This is a genomic window from Longicatena sp. 210702-DFI.1.196 (genome assembly GCF_020563125.1).
Taxonomy (GTDB): domain Bacteria; phylum Bacillota_I; class Bacilli_A; order Erysipelotrichales; family Erysipelotrichaceae; genus Longicatena; species Longicatena caecimuris.
The window spans coordinates 45,518-60,674 of record NZ_JAJCPX010000017.1; the positions used below are offsets into that span (position 1 = coordinate 45,518).

13 protein-coding genes are annotated in these 15,157 nt (G+C 54.2%); 1 reads left to right on the top strand and 12 read right to left on the bottom strand.

All coding sequences use genetic code 11. The features are described 5' to 3' along the window. Positions 1-29: 29 nt before the first annotated feature. The 3 genes from LI241_RS08700 to LI241_RS08710 all read right to left on the bottom strand — a co-directional run bounded on the left by LI241_RS08700 (position 30) and on the right by LI241_RS08710 (position 1,810). The gene (locus LI241_RS08700) at positions 30-1,055 is read right to left on the bottom strand and encodes a DUF5688 family protein (RefSeq protein ID WP_009249980.1); all 1,026 of its coding nucleotides are present in this window, start codon (positions 1,053-1,055) and stop codon (positions 30-32) included. After that, the gene (locus tag LI241_RS08705) at positions 1,052-1,186 is read right to left on the bottom strand and encodes a DUF3789 domain-containing protein (protein ID WP_009249979.1); all 135 of its coding nucleotides are present in this window, start codon (positions 1,184-1,186) and stop codon (positions 1,052-1,054) included. The genes LI241_RS08700 and LI241_RS08705 overlap by 4 nt, the downstream gene beginning before the upstream one ends. 75 nt (positions 1,187-1,261) lie before the next feature. Continuing rightward, positions 1,262-1,810: an SLOG family protein gene (locus LI241_RS08710; RefSeq protein WP_330621745.1), complete on the bottom strand. Its 549-nt coding sequence runs from the start codon at positions 1,808-1,810 to the stop codon at positions 1,262-1,264. 90 nt (positions 1,811-1,900) lie between these two features. Between LI241_RS08710 and LI241_RS08715 the strand changes: the two genes are divergently transcribed. After that, positions 1,901-2,215 carry a helix-turn-helix domain-containing protein gene (locus tag LI241_RS08715; protein ID WP_009249977.1) on the top strand — a complete coding sequence of 105 codons (315 nt, stop codon included), beginning with the start codon at positions 1,901-1,903 and terminating at the stop codon, positions 2,213-2,215. A gap of 145 nt (positions 2,216-2,360) precedes the next feature. Here the strand turns inward: LI241_RS08715 and LI241_RS08720 are convergent, their stop codons facing one another. The 9 genes from LI241_RS08720 to LI241_RS08760 all read right to left on the bottom strand — a co-directional run. After that, positions 2,361-2,774 (bottom strand): dUTP diphosphatase, encoded by a 414-nt coding sequence (locus LI241_RS08720; protein ID WP_009249976.1) that lies wholly within the window; start codon positions 2,772-2,774, stop codon positions 2,361-2,363. Further along, positions 2,764-3,513, bottom strand: coding sequence for an FAD-dependent thymidylate synthase (locus LI241_RS08725; protein WP_227151154.1), 750 nt, complete (start codon positions 3,511-3,513; stop codon positions 2,764-2,766). The genes LI241_RS08720 and LI241_RS08725 overlap by 11 nt, the downstream gene beginning before the upstream one ends. A 10-nt stretch (positions 3,514-3,523) precedes the next feature. After that, positions 3,524-3,949, bottom strand: coding sequence for a hypothetical protein (locus LI241_RS08730; RefSeq protein ID WP_009249974.1), 426 nt, complete (start codon positions 3,947-3,949; stop codon positions 3,524-3,526). Beyond that, a complete protein-coding gene (locus LI241_RS08735) occupies positions 3,910-4,392 on the bottom strand; it encodes a hypothetical protein (RefSeq protein ID WP_009249973.1) in 483 nt (160 codons plus the stop codon). The genes LI241_RS08730 and LI241_RS08735 overlap by 40 nt, the downstream gene beginning before the upstream one ends. Positions 4,393-4,449: 57 nt before the next feature. Then, the gene (gene srtB, locus LI241_RS08740) at positions 4,450-9,366 is read right to left on the bottom strand and encodes a class B sortase (protein WP_044983842.1); all 4,917 of its coding nucleotides are present in this window, start codon (positions 9,364-9,366) and stop codon (positions 4,450-4,452) included. 49 nt (positions 9,367-9,415) lie between these two features. Beyond that, positions 9,416-10,585, bottom strand: a complete 1,170-nt coding sequence (locus LI241_RS08745) for a DUF4366 domain-containing protein (RefSeq protein WP_009249971.1) — start codon at positions 10,583-10,585, stop codon at positions 9,416-9,418. Further along, on the bottom strand, positions 10,575-10,820 hold the full coding sequence (locus LI241_RS08750; RefSeq protein ID WP_009249970.1) for a DUF4315 family protein: 246 nt from the start codon (positions 10,818-10,820) through the stop codon (positions 10,575-10,577). Before LI241_RS08750 ends, LI241_RS08745 begins: the two co-directional genes overlap by 11 nt. An 18-nt stretch (positions 10,821-10,838) precedes the next feature. Next, entirely contained in the window at positions 10,839-13,619 is a 2,781-nt protein-coding gene (locus LI241_RS08755) for a CD1108 family mobile element protein (RefSeq protein ID WP_009249969.1), read from the bottom strand. Between the two features lie 45 nt (positions 13,620-13,664). Next, on the bottom strand, positions 13,665-15,157 hold a 1,493-nt coding region (locus LI241_RS08760), incomplete at its 5' end, for a VirB4-like conjugal transfer ATPase, CD1110 family (RefSeq protein ID WP_227151155.1).

Here is a 15,157-nt window from a genome sequence, read left to right on the forward strand (position 1 = left end):
ATATAGAAAAGGCAGCCGCATAGCTGCCCTTATAAACTCGGTTCCTGTTTTGCCGCTGTTTTTTCCTTTGGTGCTTTTTCTGCCTGTTCTTTTACCTGCGCCTTATTTTCTGCCAGCCGTTCCAGGAGCCCCTTTTCCTGTTTCCGGCCAAGAGTTTTTGCCGCCCGGTCATAATACTGTACCTTATCGGAAAGAAGGTCAGCCGGAGCCACCTGGGTCGCATTAACTTCCTTAACCATGCTTTCCAGTTCCTTTGCCTGCATATCGCCATTATCCGGTACGATCAGCACCTCATGTATAGACGAGGGGAGAACATAGAAATTCTTTCCAAGCAGCTCACCGATTTTATCCAGAACCCCGTCCCGCGCAAGAATCCCGGAACCGTTTACTTTGCTGGCATTTGTCAGAACATACATTGGCATAGTAGCTGCATCCAACGGTTCTGTGCACTCAAACAGATTTTCAGGTTTTGACGAGAACATGATTTCGTCCATCATATCTTCCATACTGTAAAAACAGACCGGGCTTCTTTCTGTTTCTGCCGCAACTGCATCCTGATGAAGCTGCTCTTTAGTAACACCCCACAATTCCATCATACGATCTGTAACAACAGCAGAGGCAACACCCTCTTTGCTCTCCATGACCTGAATCCGGTAGACCGCAGCCAACTCTCCGCACGGGGTAAACGGTTTATCTTTCAAATACTCCCGGTTTTGTTCAGGATCGCATAGACGGATAGCAAGCATGGGCTTTACTTGTCTGTAATCCATTAAGTCCGATACTTCAAAGGGAACCCTGGTATCTTGTTCCGTCCTGATCTGTACGATTTCCCGTATGATTTCATCCATTGGCCGCCCCTGCGCAAGCTGCTTGGCATAGGGTTCCAAATAGATTGTCGGGACAGTAATTTCTCCGTCGTTTCGGATCATAAGGCCGGTAAGCCTCCGGTCATTTCCTTTTGTCACTTCTTCCAGAGTGATATGAGCCTCCTGATACTCCGGCGGTAAATACTCCCGGATATGGTTTTTGATATATTCCGCAATTTCAGTATTCATCTATTATTCCTCCGTTCCATATTTTCGTAACCTTCATCCGCCATTTTTCCTGCCTGCATCAGACAGAGCAGCACAACGCCGGCTACCGTACCGGCTGTAAATGCGATAAGGTGTGTTATGATACTCCACATAAAAATGCCTCCTTTCGGGCAAAAGAAAACGCCCACTGTCCAAGTGAGCGCTGTGCCAAGTTGTCTTATTCTGTTTTACTTTTTCGGGAAATAGATTTCTCCCACGGGTATTTCCCGCAGTTCTTTTTTCATTTGATGTGCGAAGCGGATCGTCCTTACGGTTCCGCCTTTTTCCCGCCCGTCATACACCGCGATTACCCGGTCAGAGTGTTCCACCATATAGCGGTTGCGGTGGGAATAGACGCTGGGCTGGTATTCCTCCTGTATCACAACCACATCACGGCAAGCCTCCAGCATTTCATAGGTCCGCCTCTTTGCCCTGAGACTGTCCAGCCGTTTCTGATATGGGATTACGGCAATCAATTCCAATGAAGGATCATCTTTCTGCTTTTCCATAACTATTTCCACAAAATACTGATCCACGCCCTCCGCGACCCCACTCATGAAGCAGGTAAAGCCGTCCGCAACCGATTTTTCAATTTCACGCAGCAGGGCAGCCTTTACATAGTTGATCTGATTCTGCGGTAAATCCCTGTGTCCCGTGACACAGCATGTTTTCTTTTTCATCTGGCACCTCCGATAATAGATTAAAACTACCGCCTTGCTATAGTGTAGTAGGTTTATTTTAGCAAGTCAACGCAAATACCCTTTTTCATCTACCGAATATTTACCTCCTGTAAGGTACAATCTATTATGCAGAAGGAGGTGACTATGATGTATGAAGATTTTGTCCCGGAACGGCTGGCAAAGCTAAGGGCGCTAAAGGGAGTATCTGCCCGTGACATGTCTTTGTCGCTGGGTCAGGCGAACAATTACATCAATAACATTGAGAATAAGAAGTCACTTCCCGCCATGCAGTCCTTTTTCTACATCTGCGAATATCTCGGCGTAACACCCCAGGAATTCTTTGATGAAGGAAATGCCTGCCCGCAGACACTACAGGAATTTATGACTGAGGCCAAAAAACTGGACTCAAAATCAATGGAATATATTCTCGGCATTATGAAAGAACTCAATAGCAAACGGTAGAGCGGCCAGCAGTTGGCCGCTTTTCTTAATATTGTATCCGGTAATGTCCTGATAATGTCCCATCCCTATACCGGCGATAATCCCTGTTTTGTCCTAAAATGAGCCGCCTTTTGTCTGGCGGCTCATTTTCCTGCTGCACTCTTTATCATTTCCCTGTACTGCCAAAGGCGCCGGTGCCCCGCTGCTCCCCAAGCTCTGTCACAAAATCCGCGATCACCACCGGCGTAATGACGAGCTGGCCGATCCTTGAACCTTTGGGAATGTGCCGCGTCTGGCTGCTCACATTGCTAAGAATTGCATGGATTTCCCCACGGTAGCCGGAATCTACAGGCGGCAGCTCGCAGACCAGCCCTTTGACAGCCATGCTGCTGCGGGGGAACACATATCCGGCAAACCCATCCGGCACCTCGATCCCAAATCCCAGGGGAATTTTCGTAATCTCGCCGGGCTGTAGGGTGCAGTCATAGGGCATATACACATCCGCGCCGGCATCGTTCCCATGTGGCCGGTAGGGTCTCTGATCCTCCGGCACGCCAAAATCGATCAGCTTAATCTTCATGGGCGCCGCCTTCCATAAGCAGCGGGTAATCCGCCGCCAAAATCCCGCCGGGCGTCATGCTGCCCGCGATCTTTCTTTTGCAGCTCATTTTCCCCTCCAGACATTGATCTCTCTGGCAGAAAGGGCCGGTAAGATCGGGAGCAAAGAGTACCTGGCTCAATGAAAAAAGCTCCTGCCAGATTTTCAGGAGCACGATCCGGGTCTCGTCCGTATTGCGCCGGCATACCCGCTGGCCGATGATATGTTTCCACTGGTAAGGTGTTGCGCTGATAATCAGCACATTCCTAAGGCCCTGGGGCGTGACATAGCCCGCCGCGTCGTGCCCGATCCCTGCCGCGCACAGTTCTTCGTAACAATCCATATCGGATTTACAGCTTTCCAGATACATTTCCTGAATTGCCTTCGGCGCAGTCAAAATCTCATAGGGTACAGCAAAATCCGCCTGTCCCGCATAGTTGCTGTACTGTAAGGACGCACTCATAAACTTTACCTCGTTCTGGTGCCTGGTGATCTGCGCAAGGAAACGCCTGCTTGCGCCTACAATGGCAACGGTGATAACCGCGAATTTCTGGATCGTGGGGTGCGGGAGCTTGCTGATCGCCGTTACGGTATCATTGCTGAACGACTTTTCATAAAGCGCCGTCAGATCCTCCATTGTATTGATCTTATGCCCGCGCTGGGTAAGCCTGGCCGCAAACACCATGTTTTTCTCGGCCTCCGCCACCGCCTGGCAGTTCAAAACCTTTACTTCAATTCTGTTGATTGGTCTGTCCCTCCTTTACAATCGCTTTCAGTAAAAACAGATAGTTAAGACTGTCTGTGATCTTCTCGTCCCATGTGCCGGCGTCAAAGCTCATGCCGTCGGCAAAGCACATGTCATACAGGGAAACGATATGCTTTGCCAGCATCCCGGCAAGGGCACGCTCCGGTGTCGTGTGCTGTAAAGCAGCGGCAGCCTTGAAAGCCCCCAGCCGGTCCGTATCGCCCCCTGTGTATTCCTTTGTTTTCTTTTGCAGGATTTCCCTGCATAGAGCCACCTGACCGTCAAAAACGGCATTGACCTCTTTCTGCGTGATAAGGCATCCCTCCTTTGAAAATGGTTTTGTCCCGAATCCTGTATAGAATCCGTGACAGTTTACGCGCTTGGCAGATAAATCCAGTCGTGCATCAGGCACACGCTCGGCTCGTCCTCCCTGGGGACCAGCCGGTAGGTACATTCCCCGTACACGGTCCGCTTGTCCTCGATCTCCATTTCATAAGCCTTGTAAAAGCGGTATTCGATATTGGAGATAATACATTTAAGCGTCTGCAATGCCTCCCGCTGGGAAGTCACGATCAGGTCACGGTCCACGCTGCGCTGTAGGAACAGTAGCGACTTGTAAAGCTGTACCTCCGTGCGGTAGGGCCGGCAGTCCATCGTCTCCAGCCAGTGGCAGAAAGCTACCGGGCCGCTCAGGGCCAGTTCCCGCTCGGGGTGGTAATACTCGTAGCAGTCCAGGTTGGCCGTGTTCAGCAGGTACAGCATTTCCCTGATCTCATTTTCCGGCATGTCGTAAAACCTAAGAAGGGAGCGGTACAAATGCACATAGCCGGGTATTGAAACAATGGTATTCACCATAGAAAAAATCCTCCTTGTAAATGACTGGTGCGGGAGCACATGCCCCCGCACCGGTTTTCAGTCTGCTTCGTTGTTTACTTCCACCAGCTTTGCCATGACGATGAAGCGGCTCGCGCCTCCGGGCGTGCAGGTGGAAAGGGTCAGCACCTTATCGCTGCTTGTCACCGTGACGTCCGTTTCCACAACAGAACGCTCCGCCATAGCGGTAAGCCAGGTCGTATAAGCGCCGTCATCCTTCCAGCTAAGACGCCAGGGAGAGGTATCGCTGCCGGATTCGGAAGGCTTTGCCACAAACGCCGCGAAAACCTCACAGAGATAACCGCCCTCCGGGGTCACAAGGTACATCTGCTTATGGGTATCAAAGTAGCTCTGTTCGTCATACTCATTCAGGGCGGCGAACATGGAGCCGTCCCGCATGTTATGTCCGTAAATAATGGTGTTCCGGTCAGAAAAATCCGCCTTGTTCTCATAATCCGCGAACAGGCATCCCACCTTATTGTAGGTGCCGTCATACAGGTGGTGCAGGTAATACTCGTTGTCATCCGCCTGCGTTACCGGGTAGTTGATCACCGTATCGGGAAGGGTAAGCCACCCGATGATGTCCGGCCCGCTTTCCCGCAAAGATTCAAAATCCACCATAGGAAGAACCACGGAAGGGGCTGACCCAGCAGGTTCCGTTTCAATGGGTGCGGTCCCGGTCTCCATATCCTCCGGTGTTTCGGTCCGCTCCGGCAGCTCCACCAGTCCTGCGAGGTCATCATAAGCCCCGGCGCTTTCACTGTACTGGCAGAGGTCACGGACCATCAGGAAGCCGCTGCCTAACGCCAGTGCCGCGCAGAGGGAGAGGGCCGCAATGCCCGCAGCCTTTGTCTTAGGGGTCTGTCTGCTGTATTTCCCCTTCTTGAAATAGAGGGCAGCAAACATCCCACCGCCGATCAGAGCCAGCGCCAGAAGGCCGCCGTACAGGAAAATGAAATTGTCATCACCGGTCTGCGGTACTGCCTTATCAGGATTAGACGGTGTGGAAGGCTTGGACGGTGTTTTCGGATTATCAGGAGTTTCCGGTTTTTCTGGTTTCTCATTAAAGAACTGGACCGTTGCGGTCTGGTCCGCCTTGATCTCCACCGTGGCCGCGTCAGGAATGATATAATCCTTGCTTGCACGGTTGGAAAGCTCGGTTACGGTATAAATGCCGACGCGCAGCCCCTTGACCTCGATCACGCCGGATTTCGGTGTGGTGAAGGTCTCACAGTAAGAACCGTCTGCGCTCTTGACCTCAATGGCAAATCCGTCCTTGCGTCCGTCACTGGAATCTTTGGTGATTTTCAGGTTGCCGCGGTATGCCTCATTGGTAAATCCCCGGCCTGCCTCGCCGTTTTCGATCACAACGGTCTGGCCGTCCTCGGTGATCGCAAAGTAATAAGCCTTTTCGTCAGGCTGGTAGCCCTCCGGCGCTTTCTTTTCTTTTACGAAATAGCCCTTAGCCAGAAGATCCTCCGCCATGTGGAATCCGCCGTCTGTCTCTTTCAGGGCGCCGACCAGCGTATCTTCGGCATCCAGCTCCTTGTTGCCGTTGGCGTCCTCATACAGTTCAAACACCGCGCCGGAGAGGAAGCGCAGGAAAGTATTCTCCTTATCGCTCTCCACAGAGGAAGGTTCATCCACCGCCTCGGTCTTATGGAGCTGCACCCGTCCGCGGATCAGGGTATTATCCACGCGGAATTCGATTGTCTGGCCGTCCGCACCGATATAAATGTGGTGTTCCTCCGGGCTCACCGTATAGAGCGCGGGAGCGGAAATTTCCTTTACAATCCAGTGACCGTAAGGGATATTCTCAAAGGCAAAGCTGCCATCCTCACCGGTGGTTACGGTAAGCAGCGCGTTTTCCTCGGTAAATTCTTCGGTGTCAGGCTTAAACAGGCCCATCACCGCGCCGGCCAGCTTCACATCTTCGCCAACCTCCGTGCTCTCGCCATATTTCACACCGTCAATGCGTCCGCGGAGCAGGTCATTGGGAACAGCCTCGCCCTCATTTATCAGGATAGAGACAAGAGCAGCCTCCTGACCCGCATATTCAAAAACTACCGGGTATTTGGTATCGGAAAGCACATAGGCGCTGTTGGTGGTGCGCTCCTGCACATAATAGCTGCCAAACGGAAGGTCGGAATCAAAGCAAGCGTCATAGCCGCCCGCCTCATTTGCGGAAACGGAGACCACTTCCAGAAGCCCGCCTGCCGGGATCACGCTGCCATCCGCCGCCGTCAAGTCAGCGGAAGCATACAGACCAAAGGAAATGTCCTTGTATTCCTCATTCATGCCAAGCCCGAAAAGCTCGTCTGTTTCCAGAGCTTTGAACAGGGCAACATCCACTTTCTGGCGCTCGTCATACAACCCTACTGCGGTCTGCGTGACCTCCACGGTCTCGCCCGCGTAGGTCAGCTCCGCATATTCCGGGACAGCATTTACGACCATGCCAGCCGGCGCCTGCCGTTCTTCCAGACGGTAGCGGCCCAGGTACAGAAGTACGCTTGTGGCGGTTCCATCTTCCCCGGTGGTAAGGGTCTCTACAACTGTGTCCTTTGCTACTCGGAGGGTCCCGTCGCCGGTGTAAATATCCTCGTCAGCGATCACATCATAAACTGCGCCGGGAAGCCCGGCCACTTCATATACCGGCTGATACAGGCCGTCGTTTTCCTGGACGGAAGCGAACACCTCGCCGGTCTTTGTGATGGTGAGCTGGCCCTTCTGGGGCATGTTGTACTGTGTGACGGTCACAACCGCCTCGCTGCCGTCAATGGTGAACGGTACGGGCTCACTGGAAAGGACATAACCGTAAGGAGCCGCCACCTCATAAAGCTCATAATCCCCGGTATGCAGAGGTTCCGGCAGCATGAGCCAGCCTTCGTCCGAAACATAGAAGGTATCAAGGGTCTCCGGGTTTGGGTAGAAGATTTCCTGGGTGACAAATTCCCCGGTGGAAAGGTCCTTGATCTGGAAGCCCGTGCCGGTCATCGGGATAATGCTCCCGGTCTCGGCGTCGCATTTCTCCACCTTGAGCCTTGCGGTAATGGTGCGGTTATTCAGAATATAGCTGTAGGTCTGGCCGTCTGCGGAAATAAAGACGGTAAAATCAGGAATGAACGCCTTGCCTTCCTCACCGGCTGTCTGGTGGACCGTATAATGGCCGTAAGGCAGCATTTTGGAGGAAGTAAAGCCGTCGCTGTCCGTGGTGAGCAGGTCGCGCTCGCTTTCCTTCGCCGCATCATAGCTACCCGCCGCCTTCAAGTAGATTTCAAAGACGGCGCCGGCCTCCGGGTGCTCGATCACACCCTCATTCGGTTCTTCCGTATTTTCATCTTCGGACACATCCGGGTCCGGGTCGTCCGTATGCTTGACAAGCTGGATATTGCCATAGATCACGGTTTCCGTGACCTGGTTCTCCGTAGTGTTCAGCTCCACCTCGTACAGCGCCGGGGAAGCGCCCACCTCATAGACCGTATCATTCAGAAGATAACCGGTGCTGGGCTCGATTTCCCGTACCGTCCAGCTATCGCCGCAGACATAGTAACGGGTCATAAAGCTGCCGTCCGGCCCGGTGGTATAGGTATCTACCAGCTCGCCATTGTTATAAATCCCATAGGTCGCCCCGGCAAGGGTGGCGTCGCCCTGGGCGGTCCCGGTGTCCGCGTCGCTCTTTACCACATGCACGCGGAATTTCTTCAAAATATTGCTGAAATGGACGGAAGCAGTCTGGCCGCTCTCAATAGTGATGTACTGTGCGGAAGGGGTCACATAGCGGTCAACCGGGATTTCCGTCACCAGGTAAGTGCCGGGCAGGAATTTCTTTTCCACCTGGCCGTTATCCCCGGTAGTAACAGTCTCATTGACTTCATTTCCCAAAATATCCGTGCCGGAAATGCGGAAGGAAATGCCGGACACAATGCCGTCCTCACTGGTCTTGACGATCTTCGCGGTGCCGTAGGTCTCCGTTTTGATGTTCATAAAGAAGGAAACCGGGTCGCTGGCGCCGGTCATCATGGTCTGATAACCAGGGCGGCCCCAGATCAGCATGTCGTTGGCAACCGGAATGTCTTTTCTGAACTCAAAGCTCACCGGCTCCATAATCATGTTTTTGCTGGTGAAGGTGTACTGGTTGCCGTTCCTGCTCACGGTCACGCCGCTGCCGGAAAGCATTTGCAGGTCGATATTCAGGTTGTTGGTGTCGGTAACAGTCAGGGTATAGACCTTTCTGCTGGTGTCCCATTTCAGTTCCAGAACAGGGGCATCCCCCTTATTCGCCGCGGTAAAGGAAGGGACGGTGGAGTGGGACGCCACCTGTTCCAGAATCCAGTTGTATGCCTTTTCCGCAGGACGCCCGGCAACCACGCTGTAATACTGGTCCGCCGAAGCGTGGCCGTTGCTGTGCCGGCTGTAGGGGTCGCTGCGAAGCTGCTGCTGGTATTCCCAGAGGATGATCTGCGTCGCCATTTTATAATCGTCCTCATTGATTCCGGAAACAGGAAGGGAGGCGCCGGGTTTCCAGCCATAGATCGCAGTCAGGGTAATGCCGCGCCTGGCAGCGGACGGGAGCATATTCAGGTAATCGCTGTTGGTCCCGTTCTCCGAAGTATAGGTATTTTCGGAAGTGTTGTAGGGAATCCCGCTCTCCACGCAGTAGACCGAATGGGTCACGCCGTCCGAATCTGTCAGCATGTAGTGCCGGTAGGCGCTGCCGCCGGAGCCGGAACGTTTATCCGTGGTTCCGTCTGAATTGTAAGCAAGGAAATTGGTAGGCACCGGGGAATAATAATGCTGCCCGTCAGACCCTACATACTGGTCGCCCAGCCAGGAGCTTGCTTTCTGGCCCACGCCTGCCGCAAACGCCTGGGCGGGAAGCAGGCTAAAGACGCATACCGCGCAGAGTAAAAATGCCACGATCCTGTGCAGACCGCGGCGGTGTGTATTCGTTTTCATATTCACGATAGAAAGACCTCACTTTCATAAAATAGGTAAGGACGGCGCATTACTCGCCGTCCTCATGGGTGCTATCCTCAAAGTCATCCTCGGAGAGATATTCCGGTTCGCCGTAAGCCTCGTCCGGGTCAAAGCCCTCCCCGTAGCCGTCGTCCTCGTCAAATTCGTCCTCGTCCGCCGCCTGCTGTTTCGGGCGCACGATCTTCACATAATAGCCGACGCCTCCGACTGCAAGCAGGGCGACGATGATAAAGATGATCGTGCCGACGCTGCCGGTATCTTTCTTTGGCTGTTCCGATTCAGCCGGTTCCTCCGGCTCTGCCGGCTTTTCCTTTCCGATGCAGCCGTTTAAGTCATTTTTGCAGACCGGGCAGCCGGTATTGACTTTTCCGGCCTCGCATTTCTCCTTACAGGTGCAGACATCCGCAGCGGGGATCACGCTCACGCTGCCATCATTCTTTTCCGCAAGGGCCATCAGGTCCGCCTCGGTGACGCCATTCAGAAAGTAAACGTTGTTGTCGTCACGCTTGCCGTCAATGATAAGGTAGAACACATTCCCGGCCTCGGTGGTAATGGTGTAAAACTGTTTATCCCCATCCTCGCCGGTGGCGCTGTCCAGCACGGTCCCGGTCCCCTCCGGGGTGAAAGCGCCCTCCGGGACGGAGGAAGTGGTGGGCTCCGGTGTGCCGGAATTTCCTGTACTGCCGGAGCTGCCGTCCTGGGAGCTTGTGCCGCCCGAATCCGTTCCCGTATTGGAACTGCTGCTTTGGGTGCCCGTGCTGCCGGAAGAAGCTGCCTGGGTCTGTACCGGTTTTGTTGCCGGGGTGCTGCTCTGGCTCGGCTGCGTGGGGGCAGCCGGCTTTTCCGTGGACACCGGTTCCTTGTAATAGGGGTTGTCAAATTGCACGGCATCAGAACGGTTGCCGGCATAATCCACCGCGTAGACGCTCACTTTTTTATCTGTGCCGGCATAATCCTTCAGCGCGACAGAGGCTTTCCCGTCCACAAGGGAATTTACACGGGTCTTGTCGATATAGACCGCCTCCACGCCGGAATTGTCGTCGCTGCTTACGATCTTTACGGTTTCCCCATCCAGCACCGCCGTAAGCGTGGGCGGCGTGGTGTCCTTGCCCCCGGCGGCAAAAGCCGTCATGGGCAAGGTCATGGCGCCTATGAGAAAGACAAGCGCCACAAGGAGAGAGATTCGTTTAGTCCTCATGCACTTCCTCCTGTTCCTGCGGCGAAGACTCCTGTGCGGACGCCATCTGCCGCGTTTTTAAGAATTCGGCCAGTTCCTGGGGCGTCAGGTGGTAGCTGCGGGCCACCGCCACAAAGTCGGTGTTCTCCAGCTCCGTTTTCTGTTTCTCCAAATCCTGGAGCCTGGCCTGCTGCTCCGCGATCTTCGCCTTGGTCTTTTCAATGTCTTTTGCCAGTTTTTCAATTTTAGGGTTCAAGTTGTTACCTCCATTCTGTTAAGGCAGCCGCGCAAAGGTGTAAAAATGCTGCTGCCAGTAACTTGTATTGATATTTGCGTAAGAGATCGGGTCCCCGCAGTGGATCATCATTCCGTTACCCACATAGATTCCCACATGGCTTGCGCCGCTGGTGTTATAGGTCCCCTGGAAGAAAATCAGGTCGCCGGGTCTTGCGTCCGCACTCGATACAGGCGTACACACGCCTAAAAGCCCGTCCGCGGTAAGCCGCCCGAAGTTCCAGCCGGTATGGTTGACTACCCAGGAAACGAAGCCTGAACAGTCAAAGGAAGTGGAAGGGCTTGCGCCGCCCCACACATACGGATAGCCTAAGTATTTCTCCGCCTCCGCGATCATGGCCGCGAACTGTTCATCCGCAAGGGCCTCCGGCGGAATATCGTAATCAAAGTAGCTGCCGCCTCCGCCTGCGCCAATGGCTGGCAGCCCGGTACTGCCGGTGTCACCGGTATCTGCAAAATACAGCGGATTCAAATACTGCCCGTCCACCAATACCTCCAGGTGCAGGTGCGGCCCGGTGGAATTGCCGGTGCTGCCGACCTTCGCGATTACATCCCCGGCCTTTACTTCCTGGCCCACGGACACAAGAAGCTGTGAACAGTGGCCGTATTTCGTGGTAAGGGTATGCCCCTCGTAAGCCTCGCCTTCAATGGCGACACACAGGCCGTAGCCGCCCGCGTTTCCTGCCAGCGTAACCGTACCGTCATGGCCGGCTAAGATTTCCGTGCCCTGGGCCATGCCGATGTCAACGCCGGTATGGTAGTTCTTTTCCCCGCTGATGGGGTGTACCCGGTAGCCGTAGTAGCTGGTGACATAGGGCAGCCAGTTTATCCCAAAGACATTTTTCACATACTGCCGGTTGCCCTTGGTCTGCAATAGAATCTCACAGATTTCTTTCTGCTCGGTGCTCATGCGCTGCACCACCAGGTTTGCAAGAGGCGTGGCCGTGAGCTTTACATTCAGAATGTGCCACTCATACGGTACTTCTTCCTCGGTTTCCTCGCCGGTCTCCGGGTCAACATGGGTCTCTGTCCGGTAGCGGATTTCCGTTTCCTCCGTAAAGGTAAGGGAATACTGCTCATTAAAAAGCTGCCGCAGGACGCCCTCGATCTGCTCATAGGTGAAATTCTGATAGGCAGAAGTGAGATAGCCCATCAGGATATAGGGGTCATGCTCGATTGCGCCGATGTTATAGCGGTACTCGTCATAACCGGGCCGGTCTGTCTCCACACGGTCTATTTCCATTTGCAGGTCTGTTTCCCACTCGGTATAGATAAGCTCCGCGTTGTTGATGTCCTGGTCCTCCGCCAGATAGGTAGAGGCGGCGATACTTCCCAGGCCCCCGGTCCCGATATTGGAAAACGAGGAAAACAGCGAAGAAATGAGAAATACCACCAAAAGCAGAAGGACGAGAATGCTGCAGATAACCGGGTGACGCTTGACGGTGTTTACCACCGAAGCAGCGATCTTTTCCGTTGTAACGGCTGCGTTCTTTGCCCGCTTTCCGGTTTTCTGTGCCTCCCTTGCGGCTTTGGCATACTGCCGTTTCAGCTTTTGCTTCTGCCACATCCGGGCAAGGAAATTTTTCTTTAGCTCCGGGTGTTCCGAAAGGGTCTGCCGGTAGGCAAGCTTCGCGTTAGCCCTCGCTGATTTCTGCTGTAACTTTGTCACCCGGCGGTATGGCGCTGTTTTATGGCGGTGGTACAGGGTGCGCGCCCAGGCCTCACCCACAAGCTCGGTGCGGTGGGCGGCTTTCACGCCGACATTTTCTTCCTCCGCCTGGTAGATTTTCTTATGGGCGTAGCCGACAGCCGTATTCGCTGCCGCCTTTACCGGGCGCATGGGAAGGGAGCCCTTTACATGCGCCCGCTGGGATTTTACTTCCTGCTCAAATTTCAGCCGTTTTTTTGCTTTGCCGGTCTCCGGGTCGGAAGCCGTCTCCATCCGCAGTTTTTTCCGGGAAGGCAGACGCGCCTCGGCGTCCTCCAGCTTCTTTTCCACACGCTCGGCCCTGCGCCTCGCCTGGGTCAGCTTTTTATCCGCCGCCTCCGGTGGCAGCTCGTCAGCGGTAAATTCCAGCTTGGAAGGCCGTTTCGGTTCTCCCTCGGCTGAACCCGGCTGTTTCTCCTGGGGTTCCTCGGCTTTTGCCGCCTCCTGGAAACGCTGCTGGTACTTGTTGCCATGCTGGTGCATCCGGCGTCTGCCCGATGTTTCCCCGGCATTTGTGCTGCCGGCCTCCGAAGCAGCGGAAGCCTCCGAACTGCCGGAACCGGGCAACTCCTGGCCGCCGCGCCGGGAAAAGTCTGCATCCCGGCGCTGGAGCCTGCCGGAATCACTGTGCCTGGAATCCTGCTGCCTGCTTTCGCGGAAGCTGTCACGCCCGGAAAAATCCGGCCCGTTTTGCTGCGGAACGCTGCGGCTGTCCTGAATGAAGCTGTCAGAATCCCCGGACGACTGCCGGGAAAAAGCCTCCGCATGTGTTCCATAGTCCGCAGATTCATAAGCCGCCATTTCATCCACTGGCTGCCGGGAAGCAGCAGCATACGTATTGGAATCCGTTGCTGGAACTGCGCCGTCCTCCGAAGCCCCTTGATACAGGTTCCACCCTCTATGGCGGTTATCTTCCTGCACAGGAGCGTCACGGGCCCGGCGCAGATCAAAATCCTGCCCGCGCATCTCGCCGGTCCGGACGTCGGTTTCTGTTTTTCCCGCCGGCTGCCGCACCGCGTCTTTGGGCCGTCTGAACTCTTTATCACGGGACATATCCATCACCTCCAGTCTGAATTATCGTTGCTGGTCTGCCGGCGCTCATGCGCCTGCCACTTCATCCGGCCTTGTGGTAAGGACCGAATACAGAAGGGTGTCCTTCGGGAAGTGATCGACGAAAGGAATAATCACATTGCCGAAAAACAAAAGACCCTCGCCGGGGCCGGAATGGGTCACATAGGAAAGCTGGTGGGGCGAAATGCCTAACTGCTTCGCCAAAATCTGCCGGTCTCCCTGGGCCTGGTTGAGCATGTAGATAAAATCCGAGTTCTCAAAGATGTTCTCGATCTCCCTGGAAGCCAGCAGGTCCTTCACATTCTGCGTTAAACCGCTGGGAATCCCGCCCCATTTTCTGAACCGTTTCCATATCTCTACACTGAAACTTCCGGTCTGTCCTTTCAGCAGGAGGTGGAATTCGTCGATATAGAACCAGGTCGTCTTATGCTTGGAGCGGTTGGCCGTAACACGGTTCCAGACCGCGTCCTGCATGATAAGAAGGCCGATCTCTTTCAGGGCCTTTCCCAATGACTTCAACTGGAAGCACAGTACCCGGTGGTGATCCATCTGGATATTGGAACGGTGGTTAAACACATTCAAGGAACCATTGACGTAGATTTCCAGCGCCGTGGCGATATTCTGCGCCTCCGGTTCGCTCTGTTTGCGAAGGAGGTCGTACAAATCCCCCAGGATTGGCATGTTTTCCGGGCGCGGGTCCTGCAAATAGTCCCGGTACACAAGCCTTGTGCAGCGGTCAATGATCGTCTTTTCAATAGGGGAAAGCCCCTCCTTGCCGCCGATGATAAGGTCACACAGAGACAGGATAAAATCACTTTTCAGGGTGATCGGGTTTTCATCATCCGAATAGTCCAGGTTTATATCCATCGGATTGATGTAGTTAGTGGAGTTAGGGGAAATGTCAATGACCTGCCCCTGAGCTCCAAACTGCTTTACCAAAGGCCCGTACTCATTTTCCGGGTCTGCTATGATAATGTCGTCCTCCGTCAGAAGGAACACATTGACGATCTCACGCTTGGCAGAGAAAGATTTGCCACTGCCGGGCGTACCCAGGAACAGGCCGTTGGGGTTTTTCAGGTTCTTGCGGTTCGCCATAATCAGGTTGTTGCTAAGGGCATTGAGACCGTAATACAAAGCCTCGCCCTCCTGAAACAGCTCGCAGGTGGTAAACGGCACGAAAATGGCCGTGCTGCTGGTGGTAAGACCCCGCTCGATCTCGATCTGGTTCTGCCCCAGGCATAGAGAGGACATAAGGCCCTGCTCCTGCTGGAAGTCCAGGCGTTTCAGGGCACAGTTGTATTTCTGCGCCACACCGGAAGCGGAAAAAATATCCGTAAACAGCTTTTTGCGCTTCGGGGCGATATTCTCCACCAGAACCGTCACAAGGAACATCCTTTCATTCCGGCTCTGCAAATCCTGCAGGAGATTTTTCGCTTCTTCCCCATAAGTGGCAAGGTCGGTAGGTAATAGCGATAGGTAAGCCTTTGAAGTTATCTCCAGCTTTTCCCCCGCTTCACACC

Bases quoted from the DNA above. Each gene is read 5' to 3' on its own strand.
- LI241_RS08700 (WP_009249980.1), bottom strand. From the start codon at position 1,055: ATGAATACTGAAATTGCGGAATATATCAAAAACCATATCCGGGAGTAT.
- LI241_RS08705 (WP_009249979.1), bottom strand. From the start codon at position 1,186: ATGTGGAGTATCATAACACACCTTATCGCATTTACAGCCGGTACGGTA.
- LI241_RS08715 (WP_009249977.1), top strand. From the start codon at position 1,901: ATGTATGAAGATTTTGTCCCGGAACGGCTGGCAAAGCTAAGGGCGCTA.
- LI241_RS08720 (WP_009249976.1), bottom strand. From the start codon at position 2,774: ATGAAGATTAAGCTGATCGATTTTGGCGTGCCGGAGGATCAGAGACCC.
- LI241_RS08735 (WP_009249973.1), bottom strand. From the start codon at position 4,392: ATGGTGAATACCATTGTTTCAATACCCGGCTATGTGCATTTGTACCGC.
- srtB (WP_044983842.1), bottom strand. From the start codon at position 9,366: ATGAAAACGAATACACACCGCCGCGGTCTGCACAGGATCGTGGCATTT.
- LI241_RS08745 (WP_009249971.1), bottom strand. From the start codon at position 10,585: ATGAGGACTAAACGAATCTCTCTCCTTGTGGCGCTTGTCTTTCTCATA.
- LI241_RS08755 (WP_009249969.1), bottom strand. From the start codon at position 13,619: ATGTCCCGTGATAAAGAGTTCAGACGGCCCAAAGACGCGGTGCGGCAG.